At 72.2% G+C, this 16,010-nt stretch carries 11 protein-coding genes; 5 read left to right on the forward strand and 6 right to left on the reverse strand.

The window, feature by feature from the left end:
• A complete protein-coding gene (eno, locus tag ACFYTT_RS07010; RefSeq protein ID WP_131056616.1) occupies window positions 1-1,284 on the reverse strand; it encodes a phosphopyruvate hydratase in 1,284 nt (427 codons plus the stop codon).
• A gap of 221 nt (window positions 1,285-1,505) precedes the next feature.
• Here eno and ACFYTT_RS07015 point away from each other — a divergent pair, with 221 nt between their 5' ends.
• Both ACFYTT_RS07015 and ACFYTT_RS07020 read left to right on the forward strand, forming a co-directional pair.
• Window positions 1,506-2,198, forward strand: coding sequence for a hypothetical protein (locus ACFYTT_RS07015; RefSeq protein WP_131056618.1), 693 nt, complete (start codon window positions 1,506-1,508; stop codon window positions 2,196-2,198).
• Window positions 2,199-2,281: 83 nt separating this feature from the next.
• The gene (locus ACFYTT_RS07020) at window positions 2,282-2,638 is read left to right on the forward strand and encodes a hypothetical protein (protein WP_387258020.1); all 357 of its coding nucleotides are present in this window, start codon (window positions 2,282-2,284) and stop codon (window positions 2,636-2,638) included.
• Between the two features lie 66 nt (window positions 2,639-2,704).
• Here ACFYTT_RS07020 and ACFYTT_RS07025 read toward each other — a convergent pair whose 3' ends face one another.
• From ACFYTT_RS07025 to mfd, 4 genes are all read right to left on the reverse strand, one after another.
• The gene (locus tag ACFYTT_RS07025) at window positions 2,705-4,324 is read right to left on the reverse strand and encodes a DUF885 domain-containing protein (RefSeq protein WP_387258021.1); all 1,620 of its coding nucleotides are present in this window, start codon (window positions 4,322-4,324) and stop codon (window positions 2,705-2,707) included.
• A gap of 149 nt (window positions 4,325-4,473) precedes the next feature.
• Entirely contained in the window at window positions 4,474-5,448 is a 975-nt protein-coding gene (locus ACFYTT_RS07030) for a nucleoside triphosphate pyrophosphohydrolase (RefSeq protein ID WP_176092579.1), read from the reverse strand.
• A 2-nt stretch (window positions 5,449-5,450) separates the two neighbouring features.
• Complete coding sequence (locus tag ACFYTT_RS07035) at window positions 5,451-6,194, reverse strand: hypothetical protein (RefSeq protein ID WP_387258022.1); 744 nt, start codon at window positions 6,192-6,194, stop codon at window positions 5,451-5,453.
• 22 nt (window positions 6,195-6,216) lie between these two features.
• Window positions 6,217-9,945 (reverse strand): transcription-repair coupling factor, encoded by a 3,729-nt coding sequence (mfd, locus tag ACFYTT_RS07040; RefSeq protein ID WP_387258023.1) that lies wholly within the window; start codon window positions 9,943-9,945, stop codon window positions 6,217-6,219.
• Window positions 9,946-10,155: 210 nt separating this feature from the next.
• On the opposite strand from mfd, the gene ACFYTT_RS07045 reads away from it, so the two are divergent.
• Both ACFYTT_RS07045 and ACFYTT_RS07050 read left to right on the forward strand, forming a co-directional pair.
• The gene (locus ACFYTT_RS07045) at window positions 10,156-11,067 is read left to right on the forward strand and encodes a cyclase family protein (RefSeq protein ID WP_387258024.1); all 912 of its coding nucleotides are present in this window, start codon (window positions 10,156-10,158) and stop codon (window positions 11,065-11,067) included.
• A 12-nt stretch (window positions 11,068-11,079) separates the two neighbouring features.
• Window positions 11,080-11,778: a hypothetical protein gene (locus ACFYTT_RS07050; RefSeq protein ID WP_357211717.1), complete on the forward strand. Its 699-nt coding sequence runs from the start codon at window positions 11,080-11,082 to the stop codon at window positions 11,776-11,778.
• Between the two features lie 46 nt (window positions 11,779-11,824).
• Here the strand turns inward: ACFYTT_RS07050 and ACFYTT_RS07055 are convergent, their stop codons facing one another.
• On the reverse strand, window positions 11,825-12,865 hold the full coding sequence (locus tag ACFYTT_RS07055) for a S66 peptidase family protein (protein ID WP_176092574.1): 1,041 nt from the start codon (window positions 12,863-12,865) through the stop codon (window positions 11,825-11,827).
• A 250-nt stretch (window positions 12,866-13,115) separates the two neighbouring features.
• Between ACFYTT_RS07055 and ppc the strand changes: the two genes are divergently transcribed.
• Window positions 13,116-15,902, forward strand: a complete 2,787-nt coding sequence (gene ppc / locus ACFYTT_RS07060) for a phosphoenolpyruvate carboxylase (RefSeq protein ID WP_131051947.1) — start codon at window positions 13,116-13,118, stop codon at window positions 15,900-15,902.
• Window positions 15,903-16,010 lie beyond the last annotated feature (108 nt).

A 16,010-nucleotide genomic window follows, 5' to 3' on the forward strand; every position in this document is an offset into this window, starting at 1 on the left:
TCAGGCGGAACGGTAACGCGGGAAGGCGCCCGCACCGGCGTACCGCGCCGCGTCGCCCAGCTCCTCCTCGATGCGCAGGAGCTGGTTGTACTTGGCCACCCGGTCGGAGCGGGCCGGGGCACCGGTCTTGATCTGGCCGCAGCCGGTGGCCACCGCGAGGTCGGCGATGGTGGTGTCCTCGGTCTCGCCGGACCGGTGGCTCATCATGCACATGAAGCCAGCCCGGTGGGCCAGGTCGACCGCGTCCAGGGTCTCGGTCAGCGAGCCGATCTGGTTGACCTTCACCAGCACCGCGTTCGCCGCCCGCTCGGCGATGCCCCGGGCGATGCGCTGCGGGTTGGTGACGAACAGGTCGTCGCCGACGATCTGGACCCGGTCACCGATCGCGGTGGTCAGCGTCTGCCAGCCGGTCCAGTCGTCCTCGGCCAGCGGGTCCTCGATCGACACGATCGGGTACGCGTCGGCGAGCTTGGTGTAGTACTCGCTCATCTCCTCGGCGCTCTTGGCGACACCCTCGAACGTGTACCGCCCGTCGGAGAAGAACTCGGTGGCGGCCACGTCCAGGGCGAAGACGATGTCGGTGCCGAGCGTGTAGCCGGCCTTCTCCACCGCCTCGGCGATCAGGTCGAGCGCGGCGGCGTTGGTGGGCAGGTTCGGGGCGAAGCCGCCCTCGTCACCGAGCCCGGTCGACAGGTCCTTCTTCTTCAGCACGGTCTTGAGCGCGTGGTAGACCTCGGCACCCGAGCGCAGCGCCTCCCGGAAGCTCGGCGCGCCGATCGGCGCGATCATGAACTCCTGGATGTCGACGTTGCTGTCGGCGTGCGCCCCGCCGTTGAGGATGTTCATCATCGGCACCGGGAGCAGGTGCGCGTTCGGCCCACCCAGGTAACGGAAGAGGCTCAGCCCGGCACTGCCGGCCGCCGCCTTGGCCACCGCCAGCGAGACACCGAGGATGGCGTTCGCGCCCAGCTCGCCCTTGTTGTCGGAGCCGTCGATGTCCAGCATCTTCTGGTCGATCACCCGCTGCTCGCTGGCGTCGTACCCGATGAGCTGGTCGACGATGCGGTCCTCGATGTTGGCGACCGCCTTCTCCACTCCCTTGCCCAGGTAGCGGCCCTTGTCACCGTCGCGCAGCTCGACCGCCTCGAAGGCGCCGGTGGAGGCGCCGGAGGGCACCGCCGCTCGGGAGATCGTGCCGTCGTCCAGCCCGACCTCGACCTCGACCGTCGGGTTACCCCGCGAGTCCAGGATCTCCCGAGCCTCGATTACCTCGATGGTTGCCACTGAGTCGCTCCTCGTTCGTGTCGTCTCGTGCGGTATGGGCCGCGACGGTGCGGCTGAGGCAGGTGTTGAACGCAGCGTATCGGTCCCCGTTCCGCCGCACCGCGACCGGGCGGGCCGCGACCCGCTCCGTGAGCGCCGACGGGTCGGACATTCCCGAATTCTCGTGCGTCAACCGGCAACGGGTTTGCACGAGCGGGACCTGATCGATCAGGCTTGGCGCCATGCCCGCCGCTTCGACCACCCTCCGTACGCTCGCCGTGTCGGTCATTGCGTTGCTCACCGTCACCGGCTGTCAGGCTCTGGACGACGCCGGACGGGCCATGGGACGGGCCGACGTGGTCAACGACCTCGCCGCCCGGATCGACCGGGCGCTGGAGTTGACCTACTCGGCGCAGTACCAACTCGCGGGCGGACGCACCGCGTCGATCAACCAGTCCCAGGACCCGGCCCGGTCCGCGTACGAGTGGCCGGACGGCAAGCTGACCGCCACCGCCGAGGCGACCACCCGCTGCGAGGCCGACGACGGGCGCACGGTCTGCACGCTCGAAGCGCCGCCCGCCCCGAACAGCAAACCGCCGGTGGTCGTCTTCGCCGCCGCCGAACGCGAGGGCCTGGTCACGCCGCCGCTGGTGATGGGCCTGCTGACCAGTGCCGCGCTGGACCCCGGAGCGGTCATCACCCAGAGCGAGACCACCGTCGCCGGACACCATGCCACCTGCGTCGACGTCCGCCAGACGGCCGGGAGCTTCAACGCCTGCGTGACCGGAGAGGGCGTGCTCGGCAGCTTCACCGGCCAGATCGACGGCGTACCGGTGGAGCTGGCGTTGAGCCGCTACCAGGAGCAGGTCGACGGCGCGGCGTTCGAGCTGCCGCCGGGCGCCGGCGTGGTGGACCGCCGACCGAGCGATTCCTAAGCATTTCGCACTTCTCACCCCAGAAGCGCGCCTGAGTAGTGCTACTCACGCGCCGACCGGCCCGCGGTGGTCACAGTGACACCATGACCGAAACTCAGCGTCCGGCCCCCGGCCAGCTCCGCAGCCGCCGCGACCGGGTCGTCGCGATCGTCACCGTGCCAGCGTGGTACGCGGTGCTCTACATCGCCTTCGTCGGCTGGGTCGCCTGGCAGTCCCGAACCGGCGTGGACGGTTGGGAAGACCTGATCCTCTTCGCCGCCATCGCTTTCGGGGCGCTCGTGTTCGTCCTGAGCAGCGCGATCGGCATGGCGACCATGGCGATCCGGGTACGCAGCGCCGCGTGGACCGCCGGCCCGATCCTCTCCGGTACCGTCGCCGCGGTGATCGGGCTGGCCGGCTGCGCCCTGGTCGCCCTGGCCATCCGGCTCCTGGATCGATGATCCGCCGGGTGGGCTGCTGCGGATGGGCTGAGCGGTGACAGCTCGGCTGGTCCCACCACGGCGGCCTCACACCCCCAGGAGGGTACGCAGGTGGCGCGGCGGCGGGCAGTTGTGCGCCAGCATCTCGTCGTGCCAGTCCCGCAGGGGCACCTCGGACGGGCGGGCCCCGGCGATGTCGGCGACCTCCGCGTACCCGACGAAGTAGGTGGAGAGCTGGGCCGAGGTGAGCAGCGAGCGGCGCCACTTGCCGGCCGCCTCACCCTCCTCCTGGAAGCCCCGCCCGGTCAGCAGCGCCATCGCCTCCGCCTCGGGCACCTCCTCGGCGTGCACCAACTGGTCCAGCAACGCGTTGAGGGTCATCCGCAACTGCATCTTGAGCTGCTGCAACCGCACCGGTAGCCCGCCGAACCCGTGCCCGGCCATCAACTCCTCGGCGTAGACCGCCCAACCCTCGACGAACGGACCCGACCGGGTCAGCGCCCGGACCCGGGTCGTGCCCCGGTGCCGACGGGCGTGGGCGAGCTGGAGGAAGTGACCCGGCATCGCCTCGTGCACGGTCAGGTTCCTGATCATGTGATCGTTGTACTCGCGGTAGAACGACTCCACCCGGTGCGCCGACCAGTCCGTCGGAGCCGGCGCGATGCAGTAGAACGTGGGCAGGTCGGCGATCTCCAGCGCGCCCGGCGCGTCGCAGTAGGCCACCGCCACGCCGCGCGCGAACTGCGGCATCACCTGGATCACGCAGGGGTCCTCCGGCACGCTCACCAGGTCGTACGCGCGGACGAAGTCACTCGCCTCGTCCATCGTGATCGAGGCCAGGTCGACGATGGTGTGGTCGTCCGGGTGCTCGGCGGCGAGCAGGTCCAACGCGCGGCGTACCGTCTCGTCGTCGGCCGGACCACCGACCAGCTCGACCGCCGCCGCGCGGATCTCCTCGCCGACCCGGTCCAGGTTGGCCCAGGCCCGCCGCTGGATCTCGGCCGCGCCCAACTCGGTGTCGAGCGTGTGCCACAGGCGCGCCTCCCAGCGCCGCCGCCCCAACCGGGGATCCCGCCCCGGCCCGTCGTCGGCGGCCAACCCGAGACGCAGCCAGGCGACGAACTCCTCCAGCGCGGCGATCGCCGCAGTCGCCGCCGGCTCGATCCGGTCGGCCAGTGCCGGAGCCTGCGCGAGCAGTTCCGGCACCTCGTCCCGGACCAGCGCGGCGGCACCGGTGAACTGCCCGACCGCCGTCTCGGCGTGGATCCGGGGCATGTCGCGCAGCGTCGCCCGCGCGGTCGCCAACGCGTCCGGTACGGCGCCGAGCCGGCCGGCGAGCGCGGTCAGCCGCTCCTCGATCGGCGCGTACGGCCGGGCGACGAGGGCGTGCAGCAACGGACCGGGATTGTGCGCGAGCGGGTCCCACTCGTGCGCCCGGATCTCGGTCAGCTCGAAGAGTTCCCGGTCGACAGCCGCCGCGAGCAGTGCGTGATCCACCTGCTCCTCGACGTCACCCGGGTCCGGGTCGATCTCGCACAGCACGCTGGCCGCGTCCACGAGCATGGCCCGGTCGGCCGCCACCGCGTCGGCGGAGAGATCCGGCAACCGGTCGTCGTACCGGTGGTCCCCGACCGAGGTGGCCACCCCCGGCCGACTGACCAGCAACGCCTCGACGATCCGCTCCGCCACCACCTCGAACTTCTCCACCCCCCGACCCTAACCACCCGACCCACCCCCAGCCTCCGCCCGCCCTCGTCCGCGCCATGCCTTCCCTCAAGAGGAGCGTGGCAGCGTAGCTGTTCGACACGCCGGGGCAGCGCCAGCCACACTGCCACGATCCGGGGAGTGCCGGTGCCTCAGCGGGAGGGGGACTCGGCCTTGCGGATGGACTCGGCGTGGGCGAGGGTGACGCGACGCAGGGCGGTCTCCGGGTCCAGCCCGGCGTCACGGGCCTCGGCGACGGCGGTCAGCAAGGCGGCACCCAGGGCGGCCTCGGCATCCGGCTGGGCGTCCGGCGACGGCAGCGCGACACCGAGCCCGGCTCGGGCGGCGCGTTCCAGGATCTGGGCGGCCAGCGCCAGCGCGGGCTGACTCACCGCGATGCCGTCGAGCACCGAGTCGCGGGACTTCTCGGCCTGCTTGATCCGCTCCCAGCTCGCGGTGATCTCCTCCAGGCTGCCCGCCTGGGCGTCCGCGAAGACGTGCGGGTTACGCCGGACCATCTTGTCGACCAGGCCACCGGCCACGTCGTCGACCGTCCACCGCTCACCCTCGGGCAGTTCCTCGGCCAACCGGGCGTGCAGCACCACCTGGAGCAGCACGTCACCCAGTTCCTCGCGCAGCGCGTCGGTGTCCCCGGCGCCGATCGCGTCGTACGCCTCGTAGCACTCCTCCAGCAGGAAACCGGCCAGACTCTGATGGGTCTGCGCCCGCTTCCACGGATCGCCGCCCGGCGAGAGCAGCCGGTCCAGGACCGCGACCGCGTCGAGCAGCCGGGCACCCGGCGGATCCCACGAGCCGTACATCAGCTCCAGCTCCGCCAGCCCCGGCTCGCGGGCCAGCCGCAACCCCAGCTCCCGGGCCAGCGACTCGTCGCCGGCGGGACCGGCCAACCACACCACGGTCTCGTGCGTCGCCGACGCCTCCAGCAACGCGGGCACCGCCGGCCCGTCGAGGACCCGCAGATCGGCGCCCGCCACCCGCAGGGCCGTGGTCAGCTCGCTCTCCGCTCCGGCGAGCACCGGTGCGGCGCGTACGACGTCCCAGGCGGTCGCCGTCAGCAGACCGGCCGGCAACCGGGGTGAGGTCACCAGCAGGACGATCCGAGGCACGGTCAGCTGTCTGCCGGGCCGGTCTGCGCCGGCCTCGGGGTGGAGACGTCGGTGACCGCGTCGGAACCGGGCTCACCCAGCGGCACACCCACCGCCACCGCCTGGCCGGCGAAGCTGAGCACCGGGAACTGCAGCGGACGGTAGCGCGGGTTGACCGTCACGTCGTACGTGTCGACCGCCTCGGAGAGGGCGTTGCGGGTCGCCAGCGCCTGCCGGAGCTGTTCACCGTCGAGCTGCGGGGCGGCCTGCTCGACGGTCACGTCGGCGGGTACCGCACCGGCCCGCTTGCCCGCCGCGACCAATTCGGTCAGATCCTGCTCGGTCGGCGCCACCGGCGAGCCGACCGGGATGCCGGAGAGGCAGGTGTACAGCTCGGCAACCTGCCGCGCGTACGTGGCCTCGGGGCTGATGCCGAGCTGCTGGGCCACCTGCGCCGCCTCGGCCTGCCCCTGGGGGCGGTAACCCTCGGCGGCGGAGATCCGCTCGCAGACCTGGCCGAGCACCAGGGTGCTCACCACCTCGCTGCGCCCGGGCAGGCGTACCTGCTGCTGGCCGGGCACCTGCTCGGCCGCCTCGGTCGGCTCCGGGTTCTTGGCCCGGGCGTCGTCGATGACCTCGGTGACGGCGTCCTCGGTGATCCGGTGGTCACCGACGTACGCGGCGACACCGGGCTCGGAACGGCAACCGGAGAGGACGACGAGGCCGACCGCCACGCTGGCGACGGCGACAAGACGGCGAGCACGCATGCCCGTCACTCTCTCATGCCCCCTACCCACCGGTGGCACCCGCACCCGCAGGCACCGCCGGGGCGCCGAGGACGTCGGAGAGCAGCTGCGCGCACCACTCCAGCAGAGCCTGGTCGCGCAACGGCTCGCCACCGATCCGGCGGGTCGTCGGCCGGGGCACACTGACCTGGTCGAGCGCGGACTTGTAGACCGAGTCCGGGTGGTAGCGCTTGAGCCGCATCTGCTTCGAGTCGGGCAGCGGCAGCGGGCCGAAGCGCAGGTGCTTGCCCTGCACGCTGACGTCGGTGAGGCCGTACCGGCGGGCCAGCAGCCGGAACCGCGCCACCGCGATCAGGTTCTGCACCGGTGCGGGCGGCTCGCCGTAGCGGTCGGTCATCTCGGCCGCCACCTCGCGCAGCCGTTCCTCGTCGCGCGCCTCGGCGAGCTTGCGGTACATCTCCAGGCGCAGCCGTTCCACGCCGACGTAGTCGTGCGGCAGGTGCGCGTCCACCGGAAGGTCGATCTTGACGTCCGTCTCCTCCTCGGGACGCTCGCCCTTGAACGCCTGCACCGCCTCGCCGACCATCCGGACGTAGAGGTCGAACCCGACGCCCTCGATGTGCCCGGACTGCTCGCCGCCGAGCAGGTTGCCGGCACCCCGGATCTCCAGGTCCTTCATCGCCACGTACATGCCGGCACCCAACTCGGTGTGCTGGGCGATGGTGGCCAGCCGCTCGTGCGCGTGCTCGGTGAGCGGCTTCTCCGGCGGATAGAGGAAGTACGCGTACGCCCGCTCCCGGCCCCGGCCCACCCGGCCCCGGATCTGGTGCAACTGGGCCAGGCCGAGCAGGTCGGCCCGCTCCACGATCAGGGTGTTGGCGTTCGGGATGTCGATGCCGGACTCCACGATCGTGGTGCAGACCAGGACGTCGAACTCCTTCTCCCAGAAGCCGACCATGACCTTCTCCAGGGCGTCCTCGCCCATCTGGCCGTGCGCCACCGCGACCCGGGACTCGGGCACCAGCTCGCGCAGCCGGCGGGCCGCCCGCTCGATCGACTCGACCCGGTTGTGCAGGTAGAAGACCTGTCCGTCACGGAGCAACTCGCGGTGGATGGCGGCGGCCACCTGCCGGTCGTCCTGCGCCCCGACGGCGGTGAGCACCGGATGCCTCTCCTCCGGCGGGGTGGCGATGGTGGACATCTCCCGGATGCCGGTGATCGCCATCTCCAGGGTGCGCGGGATCGGGGTCGCCGACATGCTCAGCACGTCGACGGCGGCCCGCATCGACTTCAGGTGCTCCTTGTGCTCGACACCGAACCGCTGCTCCTCGTCGACGATGACCAGCCCGAGCGACTTGAAGCGGGTGGCAGCCGCCAGTAGTCGGTGGGTGCCGATGACGATGTCGGCGGTGCCGTCGGCGACCATCGCGAGCGTCTGCTCGGCCTCCTTCGGCGTCTGGAACCGGGAGAGCTGCCGGATCGTCACCGGGAACTGGCTCATCCGCTCGGCGAACGTGTTGTAGTGCTGCTGCACCAGCAGGGTGGTGGGCACCAGCACAGCCACCTGCTTGCCGTCCTGCACCGCCTTGAACGCCGCGCGTACCGCGATCTCGGTCTTGCCGTAGCCGACGTCACCGCAGATCAGCCGGTCCATCGGGACGCTCTGCTCCATGTCCCGCTTGACCTCCTCGATGGCGGCGAGCTGGTCGGGCGTCTCCTGCCAGGGGAAGGCGTCCTCCAGTTCCCGCTGCCACGGGGTGTCCGGGCCGAAGGTGTGCCCCTTGGACGCCTTGCGGGCGGCGTAGAGCTGGATGAGCTGGGCGGCGATCTCCTTGACCGCCTTGCGGGCCCGGGCCTTGGACTTCTGCCAGTCCGAGCCGCCCATCTTGTGCAGCGTCGGCTGCTCACCACCGACGTACCGGCTGAGCTGGTCGAGCTGGTCGGTGGGGACGAAGAGACGGTCGCCGGGCTGGCCGCGCTTGCTCGCGGCGTACTCGATGACCAGGTACTCCCGGGACGCGCCGTTGACCGTACGCTGCACCAGCTCCACGTACCGGCCGATGCCGTGCTGCTCGTGCACCACGTGGTCGCCGGCCCGCAGCTCCAACGGGTCGATCGTGTTGCGCCGCCGGCTCGGCATCTTGCGCATGTCCCGGGTGGAGACGCCCCGGCCACCGGTGACGTCGCTGCCGGTGAGCAGCACGAACCGGGCCGCCTCGTCGACGAAGCCGCCGGTGAGGCTGCCGCAGGTGACCAGGACCTCGCCCGACACGGGCGCGTCCGGGACCTGCTCGGTCATCCGGGCGCCCAGGCCACCGTCGCGGAGCACCTCGACGGCCCGGTGGGCGGGGCCGTGCCCCTCGAAGACCAGCGCGACCGACCAGCCCTCACCGGTCCAGCGCGTCAGGTCGGCCACCACCCGGTCGGTCTCGCCGTGATAGAGCGGCGCGGGCTGGGCGCTCAGGCTCACCGCGATGGCGTCGTCGGGGGTGACGTCGACCGCCGCCGGCGCGTCCTCCCACGGCTGCCGCTCCGGGGCGGCGTCCGGCTCGGCCATAATTCGGCCTCCGCGCCGGTGGCCGGCACTCCGGACCGAATGAAGGTCGTCGGCCATCCCGAACGGGGACAGCGTCCACCAGGGCCGGCGCCGCGTGGCGGCGGCCGCGCGGACGTCGGCCAGGGTGCGGAAGGCGGCGGCGCCGAGGTCGATCGGGGCCTGGCCGCCGACGGCCGCGGCGGCCCAGCTGGCCTGGAGGAACTCCTCAGAGGTACGCACCAGGTCGTGCGCCCGGGTGCGGATCCGTTCCGGGTCGCAGAGCAGGACGTGCGTGCCCTCGGGCATGCAGTCCAGCACCAACTCCATCGAGTCGTCGCCGATCAGCGCCGGGGCGAGGGACTCCATGCCCTCCACCGGTATGCCGCCGGCCAGCTTGTCCAGGATCTCGGCCAGCTCGGGGTGCTGCCCGGCCAGCTCGGCGGCCCGCTCCCGGACGGCCGGGGTGAGCAGCAGCTCCCGGCAGGGCGGTGCCCAGAGTTGCGGCACCTGTTCGATGGTGCGCTGGTCGGCCACGGCGAAGGTGCGGATCTCCTCCACCTCGTCGCCCCAGAACTCGACCCGCGACGGGTGCTCGTCGGTGGGCGGGAAGACGTCCAGGATGCCGCCACGGACGGCGAACTCGCCCCGCTTGGTGACCAGGTCGACCCGCGCGTACGCCATGTCGGTCAACCGGCGCGCCACCTGCTCCAGGTCGGCCTCGTCCCCGGCGGACAGCCGCACCGGCTCCAGGTCGCCGAGTCCCTTGAGCTGCGGTTGCAGCATCGACCGGACCGGCGCCACGACCACCCGCAGCGGCCCGGTGCGCCCGTGCGCGTCCGCCGAGTCCGGGTGGGCCAGCCGGCGCAGTACCGCCAGCCGTCGACCGACCGTGTCGGAGCGCGGCGAGAGCCGCTCGTGCGGCAGCGTCTCCCAGCTCGGGAAGATCGCCACCTGCTCGGCGGGGAGCAGCCCACCCAGCGCCGCCACCAGGTCCTCCGCCTCACGGCTGGTGGCGGTGACCGCCAGCACCGGCCGCCCGGCACCGCCGACCGTCGCGTCCCGCCCCTGTTCGGCGGGGTCCGCGGCGACGGCGGCGACCGCGAACGGGCGCAACGCCGGTGGCGCGGTCAGGTCGAGGCCGTCGACCTGGGCCGCACCCGAGCGCGCCAGGTCACGCACACGGGCCAGCCCCGGGTCGGCCAGGGCGGCGGCGAACAGTCCGGTGAGCGCAGTCATGATCACTTCCGCGGGTGAGGACACGACGATCGCCCCGCGTCCGTCCGGACGGGGGGTTCCACCGGTCGACACTATCTCTCCGGTCGGACGATCCACCGCCGTCCACGACGTCCGGGCTCCGGCACGCCTGCGGCCTGCCGGTCCGCGCGTACGGTCGGGGCCACCAGCAGGATCTTGACGACTGCCGGGCGCTGTGGTCGGCTGCCCGGCATGAACGGGGAGTTTCGCGCACAGTTCGACGCGGACGTCACCTTCGCCAACGGCGGCGGTCTGCGCACCGAGGGCTTCCGGCTGGACATCCCCGGCCGGAGCATCACCGACGAGGACCTGGCGGCGCTCTTCGTCCGGCACCTCGGGCTGCTGATGGTGGCCGAGGTCCGCATCACCGGCACGACGATCGTCGAGGAGCCGCACAAGGGCGGTCGCGGCGTCGCGGCCACCGCCCCGGGCACCGGCCACCGGTTCGTCGAGCTGAGTCATGTCGTCACCGACGGGATGACCACCCTGCCCGGCTGGCCGACGCCCCGGATCACCGAGTGGCTGACCCGGGAGGACTCCCGGAGCGCCTACGCCCCGGGCACCGAGTTCCAGGTCGGGCGGATCGACATGATCGCCAACACCGGGACGTACCTGGACACCCCCGCGCACCGCTACGCCGACGGCAGCGACCTGGCCGGCGTCGGACTGGACCGCCTGGCCGAGCTGCCCGCGCTCGTGGTGCGCCTGCCCGTCGGCACCCGTGCGGTGGACCGCCTGCTGCTGGCGCCGTACGACGTCGCCGGGAAGGCAGTGCTGCTGCACACCGGCTGGGACGCGCACTTCGGCACCGCCTGGTACGGCGCACCGGAGGCACCCCACCTGACCGGCGACGGCGCCCGGGCGCTTGTCGACGCCGGTGTCGCCCTGGTCGGCATCGACTCGATCAACATCGACGACATGAGCCCGGCGGCGGGCGGTACGCGTCCCGCGCACAGCATCCTGCTGGCCGCCGGTGTCCCGATCGTGGAGCATCTGACCGGACTGGACCAGCTTCCGCCCGACGGCTTCCGATTCACCGCCGCCCCGCCGAAGGTCGCCGGTATGGGTACCTTCCCCGTCCGCGCCTACGCCCGTATCGACTGAGACCGGAGAACCGTGACCTACCCGCCGCCCGGACACCCGCCCCAGCCGCCGTACGGCGGTCAACCCGCCCAGCCGCCGTACGGCGGTCAACCCGCCCAGTCTTCGCACGGCGGTTGGCCGTCGGGTCCGCACCCGACCCCCGTGGTCAAGCGCATCCCCGAGGACCAGCCCTTCGTCGTACGCCCCAACCTCGCCAAGCGCGGTCTGGTCATCGGTGGCGTCCTGCTGGCCGCCCTCGGCCCGCTCGCCTGCTGTGCCGGCTTCCTCGTTCTCGGCTCCATGAACTCGGCGGAACGCGGCAGCGCCGGACTCGGCCTGGCGATCGCGCTGGGCTGTCTGCTCCTCCTGGTCGCCCTGCCGGTCGGCCTCCAGCTCTGGCTGATCGGCTCCGGCGGTCCGGTGCTCGCACTGAGCCACGAGGGCCTCTGGATCCGCAGCCGGCCCACCCGTGGTCAGGCGATCTGGCTGCCGTGGGAGGCCGTCGCGCAGATCTCCCGCCGCCGGTGGAGCCTGGAGAAGATGCTGGTGGTCAAGCCGCACAATCCGGCGACGATGCCGAACCTGGGCGGCTACACGGCGTTCGACAGCGCGCCGTTGAACGTCCTGTACGGCTCCGGCCTGGTCGCCACCCTCAACTTCGCGGACAAGCCCGAGGCGGAGATCCTGGCGGCCGTCGCCCACTACAGCGCCGGCCGCTGCCAGCTCACCTGAGCGCCCCCGGGGTGGTGGTCCGGCCGCCGCCCCGGGACACGGGCCGTCAGTAGCGGACCGAGATGCGGCGGTCGACCGCGTCGACCCGCACCTCCCCGCCGTACGGGACGATCAACTGCGGATCGGTGTGACCGAGGTCGACGTCGAAGACCAGCACCGCGTCGGGGGCGTACTCGGCGAACGCCCGGGTCACGGCGGCGCGCTGCTCCCGGGCGTAGCCGGCCTTCTCGTCGGGGGTGAGCCGGCGGTCGAAGTTCCACGCCTTGGCGCGGCCGACCAGTGCGGCGGGAAAGCCGGCGAGCAGGCCGCGCTCGCCGAGGTTGCGCAACATGCGGTAGACCTCGACGGCGGGCGGCAACTCCTCCGAGGTCTCGATCAGGAAGACCGACCCCCGCAACGACTCCGCCGGGGCGACCCGGTCGGCGGCGAGCAGCCAGTGCAGCACCTCCAGGTTGCCGCCCCAGGTGCGGCCGGTCACCGTCGTGGCCGGTCCCTGCCAGCGCCAGCCCGCACCGGCGAACATCACCGGCTCCGCCGCCAGGCAGCCCGGGTCGTTCCAGTCGGCCGGTTCGTCGCCCCACTCCGGCGCCGCCGACAGGTCGTACCAGTCGGAGCCGAACAGCGCCGCGCGCAGCGAGTCGGCGGTCATCGGGTGCAGCGCGCCGGGGCGGCCGAGGTGCACCAGCACCGACCCGCCGTGGTAGCCGACGATCCCCAAGCGGTGCAGGTGATGGAGCAGGTTGGTGTTGTCGGAGTAGCCGAAGTAGGGCTTCGGGTTGGCGCGAAGCACGTCGTCGTCGAGGTGCGGGGTGACGGTGATCTGGTCGTCGCCGCCGATGGTGGCCAGCACGGCGGTGATCGTCGGGTCGGCGAACGCCTCGGTCAGGTCGCGGGCCCTGTCCCGCGGGTCGGCACCCATGACGCGGGTGGTCGGGTACTCCACCGGCTCCAACCCGAACTCCTCGCGCAGTCGGCGCAGGCCCAACTCGTACACGTGCGGGAAGAGGCCCGGCAGTCCGGCGGAGGGCGAGACGACCGCGACCCGGTCCCCCGGGCGGGGCTTCGGTGGGTAGCGCAACGACGGCATGGGCCGACGGTACCGCCCATCGGCGGCGTGGCCTTGATCACCGCGGGTGGGCGGGCTCGACCCCGGATCTGCCCGCTGCATGGGGCGCCACCAGCGCGGACGTCCCTCACTCCTCCTTCCGGGTGAAAGGAGGGGACCCCTCCTATACAAAAGGCGATAACAAGGGGCCCCTCCTTACAACCGGGTGCGCGCGGATACGATCGGGGAAGTCGGACAGCGCTGTCCTTCGTACTCACGTAAGGAGCGCACGGTGACCGACCAGCACGATCACGACGGGCCCGACGCCGCCCTACGCGCCGACATCCGCCGGCTGGGCACCCTGCTCGGGCAGACCCTGGCCCGCCAGGAGGGCCGCCCCCTGCTCGACCTCGTCGAGGAGATCCGCGCCCAGGTACGCACCGACGCCCCCGCCGCCGCCCGGCGGTTGGGTGGGCTCGACGTGACCACCGGCACCAAACTGGCCCGCGCCTTCTCCACCTACTTCCACCTGGCCAACATCACCGAGCAGGTGCACCGGGCCCGGGACCTGCGGCGTCGGCGCGCCGTGCAGGGTGGCTGGCTGGACCAGGCGGCCAAGATGATCGCCGAGCGCGGGGTACCGGCCGAGGAGATCGCGTCGGTGGCCCGCCGGCTGGCGGTACGCCCGGTCTTCACCGCCCACCCGACCGAGGCGGCCCGCCGCTCGATCCTGTCCAAGCTCCGCGCCATCGCCGACGAGCTGGACACCGAGACGGCCAACGCGATCCTCTACGGGGCCAGTGACGAGGGCCCGGCCAACCGCCGGCTGGCCGAGCTGCTCGACCTGATGTGGCAGACCGACGAGCTGCGGCTGGACCGGCCGGACCCGACCGACGAGGCGCGCAACGCCATCTACTACCTGCGCGACCTGTACGCCGAGGCGGCCCCGCAGGTGCTCGACGACCTCGCCGAGACGCTGCGCACCCTCGGTGTGGAGACCTCGCCGACCGCCCGTCCGCTGACCTTCGGCACCTGGATCGGCGGCGACCGCGACGGCAACCCCTTCGTCACCCCGACGGTGACCCGTGAGGTGCTGGCCATCCAGCACGAGCACGGGCTGACCGCCACCGAGGCGGCGATGGATGAGCTGATCAACGAGGTCTCCGTCTCCCGCCGGCTGCGCAACGTGTCGCTGGACCTCTCCGCCAGCCTCGCCGCCGACCTGGACGCGCTGCCCGAGGTGGCGCCCCGGTTCCGCCGGGTCAACGCCGAGGAGCCGTACCGTCTCAAGGCCCGCTGCGTCCGCGCCAAGCTGGCCAACACGCGGGCCCGGTTGCGTCAGGGCACTCCGCACGTGCCGGGGCGCGACTACCGGGGTTCCGCCGAGCTGATCGCCGACCTGGATCTGCTGCGCGCCTCGCTGGCCCGCAACTCCGGGCAGCTCACCGCCGTCGGCCGGCTCGCCTCGACCATCCGGACCGTCTCCGCGTTCGGCCTGCACCTGGCGACCATGGACGTCCGGGAGCACGCCGAGAAGCACCACGAGGTGCTGATCCAGCTCTACCGGGCGGTCGGCGAGGTCGAGGACTACCCGGCGTTGACCAGGCTGGAGCGCACCAAGCTGCTCGCCGACGAGTTGACCGGTCGTCGGCCGCTCTCCACCGCCGACACCCCGTTGACCGAGGCGGCGCGCAAGACGTTCGACGTGTTCAGCGCCATCCGCGAGGCGCAGGACCGGTTCGGCGGCGAGGTGATCGAGTCGTACATCATCTCGATGACCCTCGGCGTGGACGACGTGCTCGCCGCGGTGGTGCTCGCCCGCGAGGCCGGCCTGGTCGACGTGCACAGCGGTCGGGCGCGGGTCGGGTTCGTTCCGCTGCTGGAGACCCCGGCCGAGCTGAACTCCGGGGGCGAACTCCTCGACGAGCTGCTGTCGCTGCCCGCGTACCGGACGCTGGTGGCCGCCCGGGGCGACGTGCAGGAGGTGATGCTGGGCTACTCCGACTCCAACAAGGAGGCCGGCATCACCACCAGCCAGTGGTCCATCCACCGGGCACAGCGGGCGCTGCGGGACGTGGCCGCCCGACACGGGGTGCACCTGCGGCTGTTCCACGGCCGGGGCGGCACGGTGGGGCGCGGCGGCGGACCGACGCACGACGCGATCCTGGCCCAGCCGTACGGCACGCTCGACGGCGCGATCAAGGTGACCGAGCAGGGCGAGGTCATCTCCGACAAGTACACGCTGCCCGCGCTGGCCCGGGAGAACCTGGAGCTGACCGTGGCCGCCGCGCTCCAGGCGACGCTGCTGCACACCGCGCCCCGGCAGCCCGCCGAGATGCTGGAGCGATGGGACGCGGCGATGGACGTGGTGTCCGAGTCGGCGTTCCGGTCGTACCGGTCGCTGGTGGAGGACCCGGACCTGCCGGCGTACTTCTGGGCGTCCACCCCGACGGAGCTGCTCGGCGCGTTGAACATCGGCTCCCGGCCGGCGAAGCGACCGAACACCGGCGCCGGCCTGGGCGGGCTGCGAGCCATCCCGTGGGTGTTCGGCTGGACCCAGACGCGACAGATCGTGCCCGGCTGGTTCGGGGTGGGGTCCGGTCTGGCCGCCGCCCGCGAGGCCGGGTTGGCCGACGTGCTCTCCGAGATGAACCGCAACTGGCACTTCTTCCGCACGTTCCTGTCGAACGTGGAGATGATGCTGACCAAGACCGACCTCGACATCGCCCGCCGGTACGTGGAGACCCTCGTGCCGAAGAAGCTGCACCCGATCTTCACCAAGATCGAGGAGGAGTACGAGTTGACCCGGCGGGAGGTGCTGGCGGTCACCGACTCGCCGGACCTGCTGGAGAACTCCCCCGTGCTGCAACGCACCCTGGCGGTACGCGACACCTACCTGGAGCCGCTGCACCACCTCCAGGTGGCGTTGCTGCGGCAGTACCGCGACTCCGGTGCCGCCGGTCGGGCGGTGGCCACCGCACCGGGCGGCCGACGGGCCCCGAGCGACGGTACGGCTCTGGAGCGCGCGCTGCTCACCACCGTGAACGGCATCGCCGCCGGGATGCGCAACACCGGCTGACCGCGGCGAGGTTCGGAAGCACTGCAAGGAAGGGTCCCCTCCTAACGCCTGGCGTATAGGAGGGGACCCTTCCTAACATCTGCGGGCGCTGCCGCGACACATCTGCGG

The sequence above is a fragment of the Micromonospora sp. NPDC003816 genome (genome assembly GCF_042874705.1).
GTDB lineage: Bacteria > Actinomycetota > Actinomycetes > Mycobacteriales > Micromonosporaceae > Micromonospora.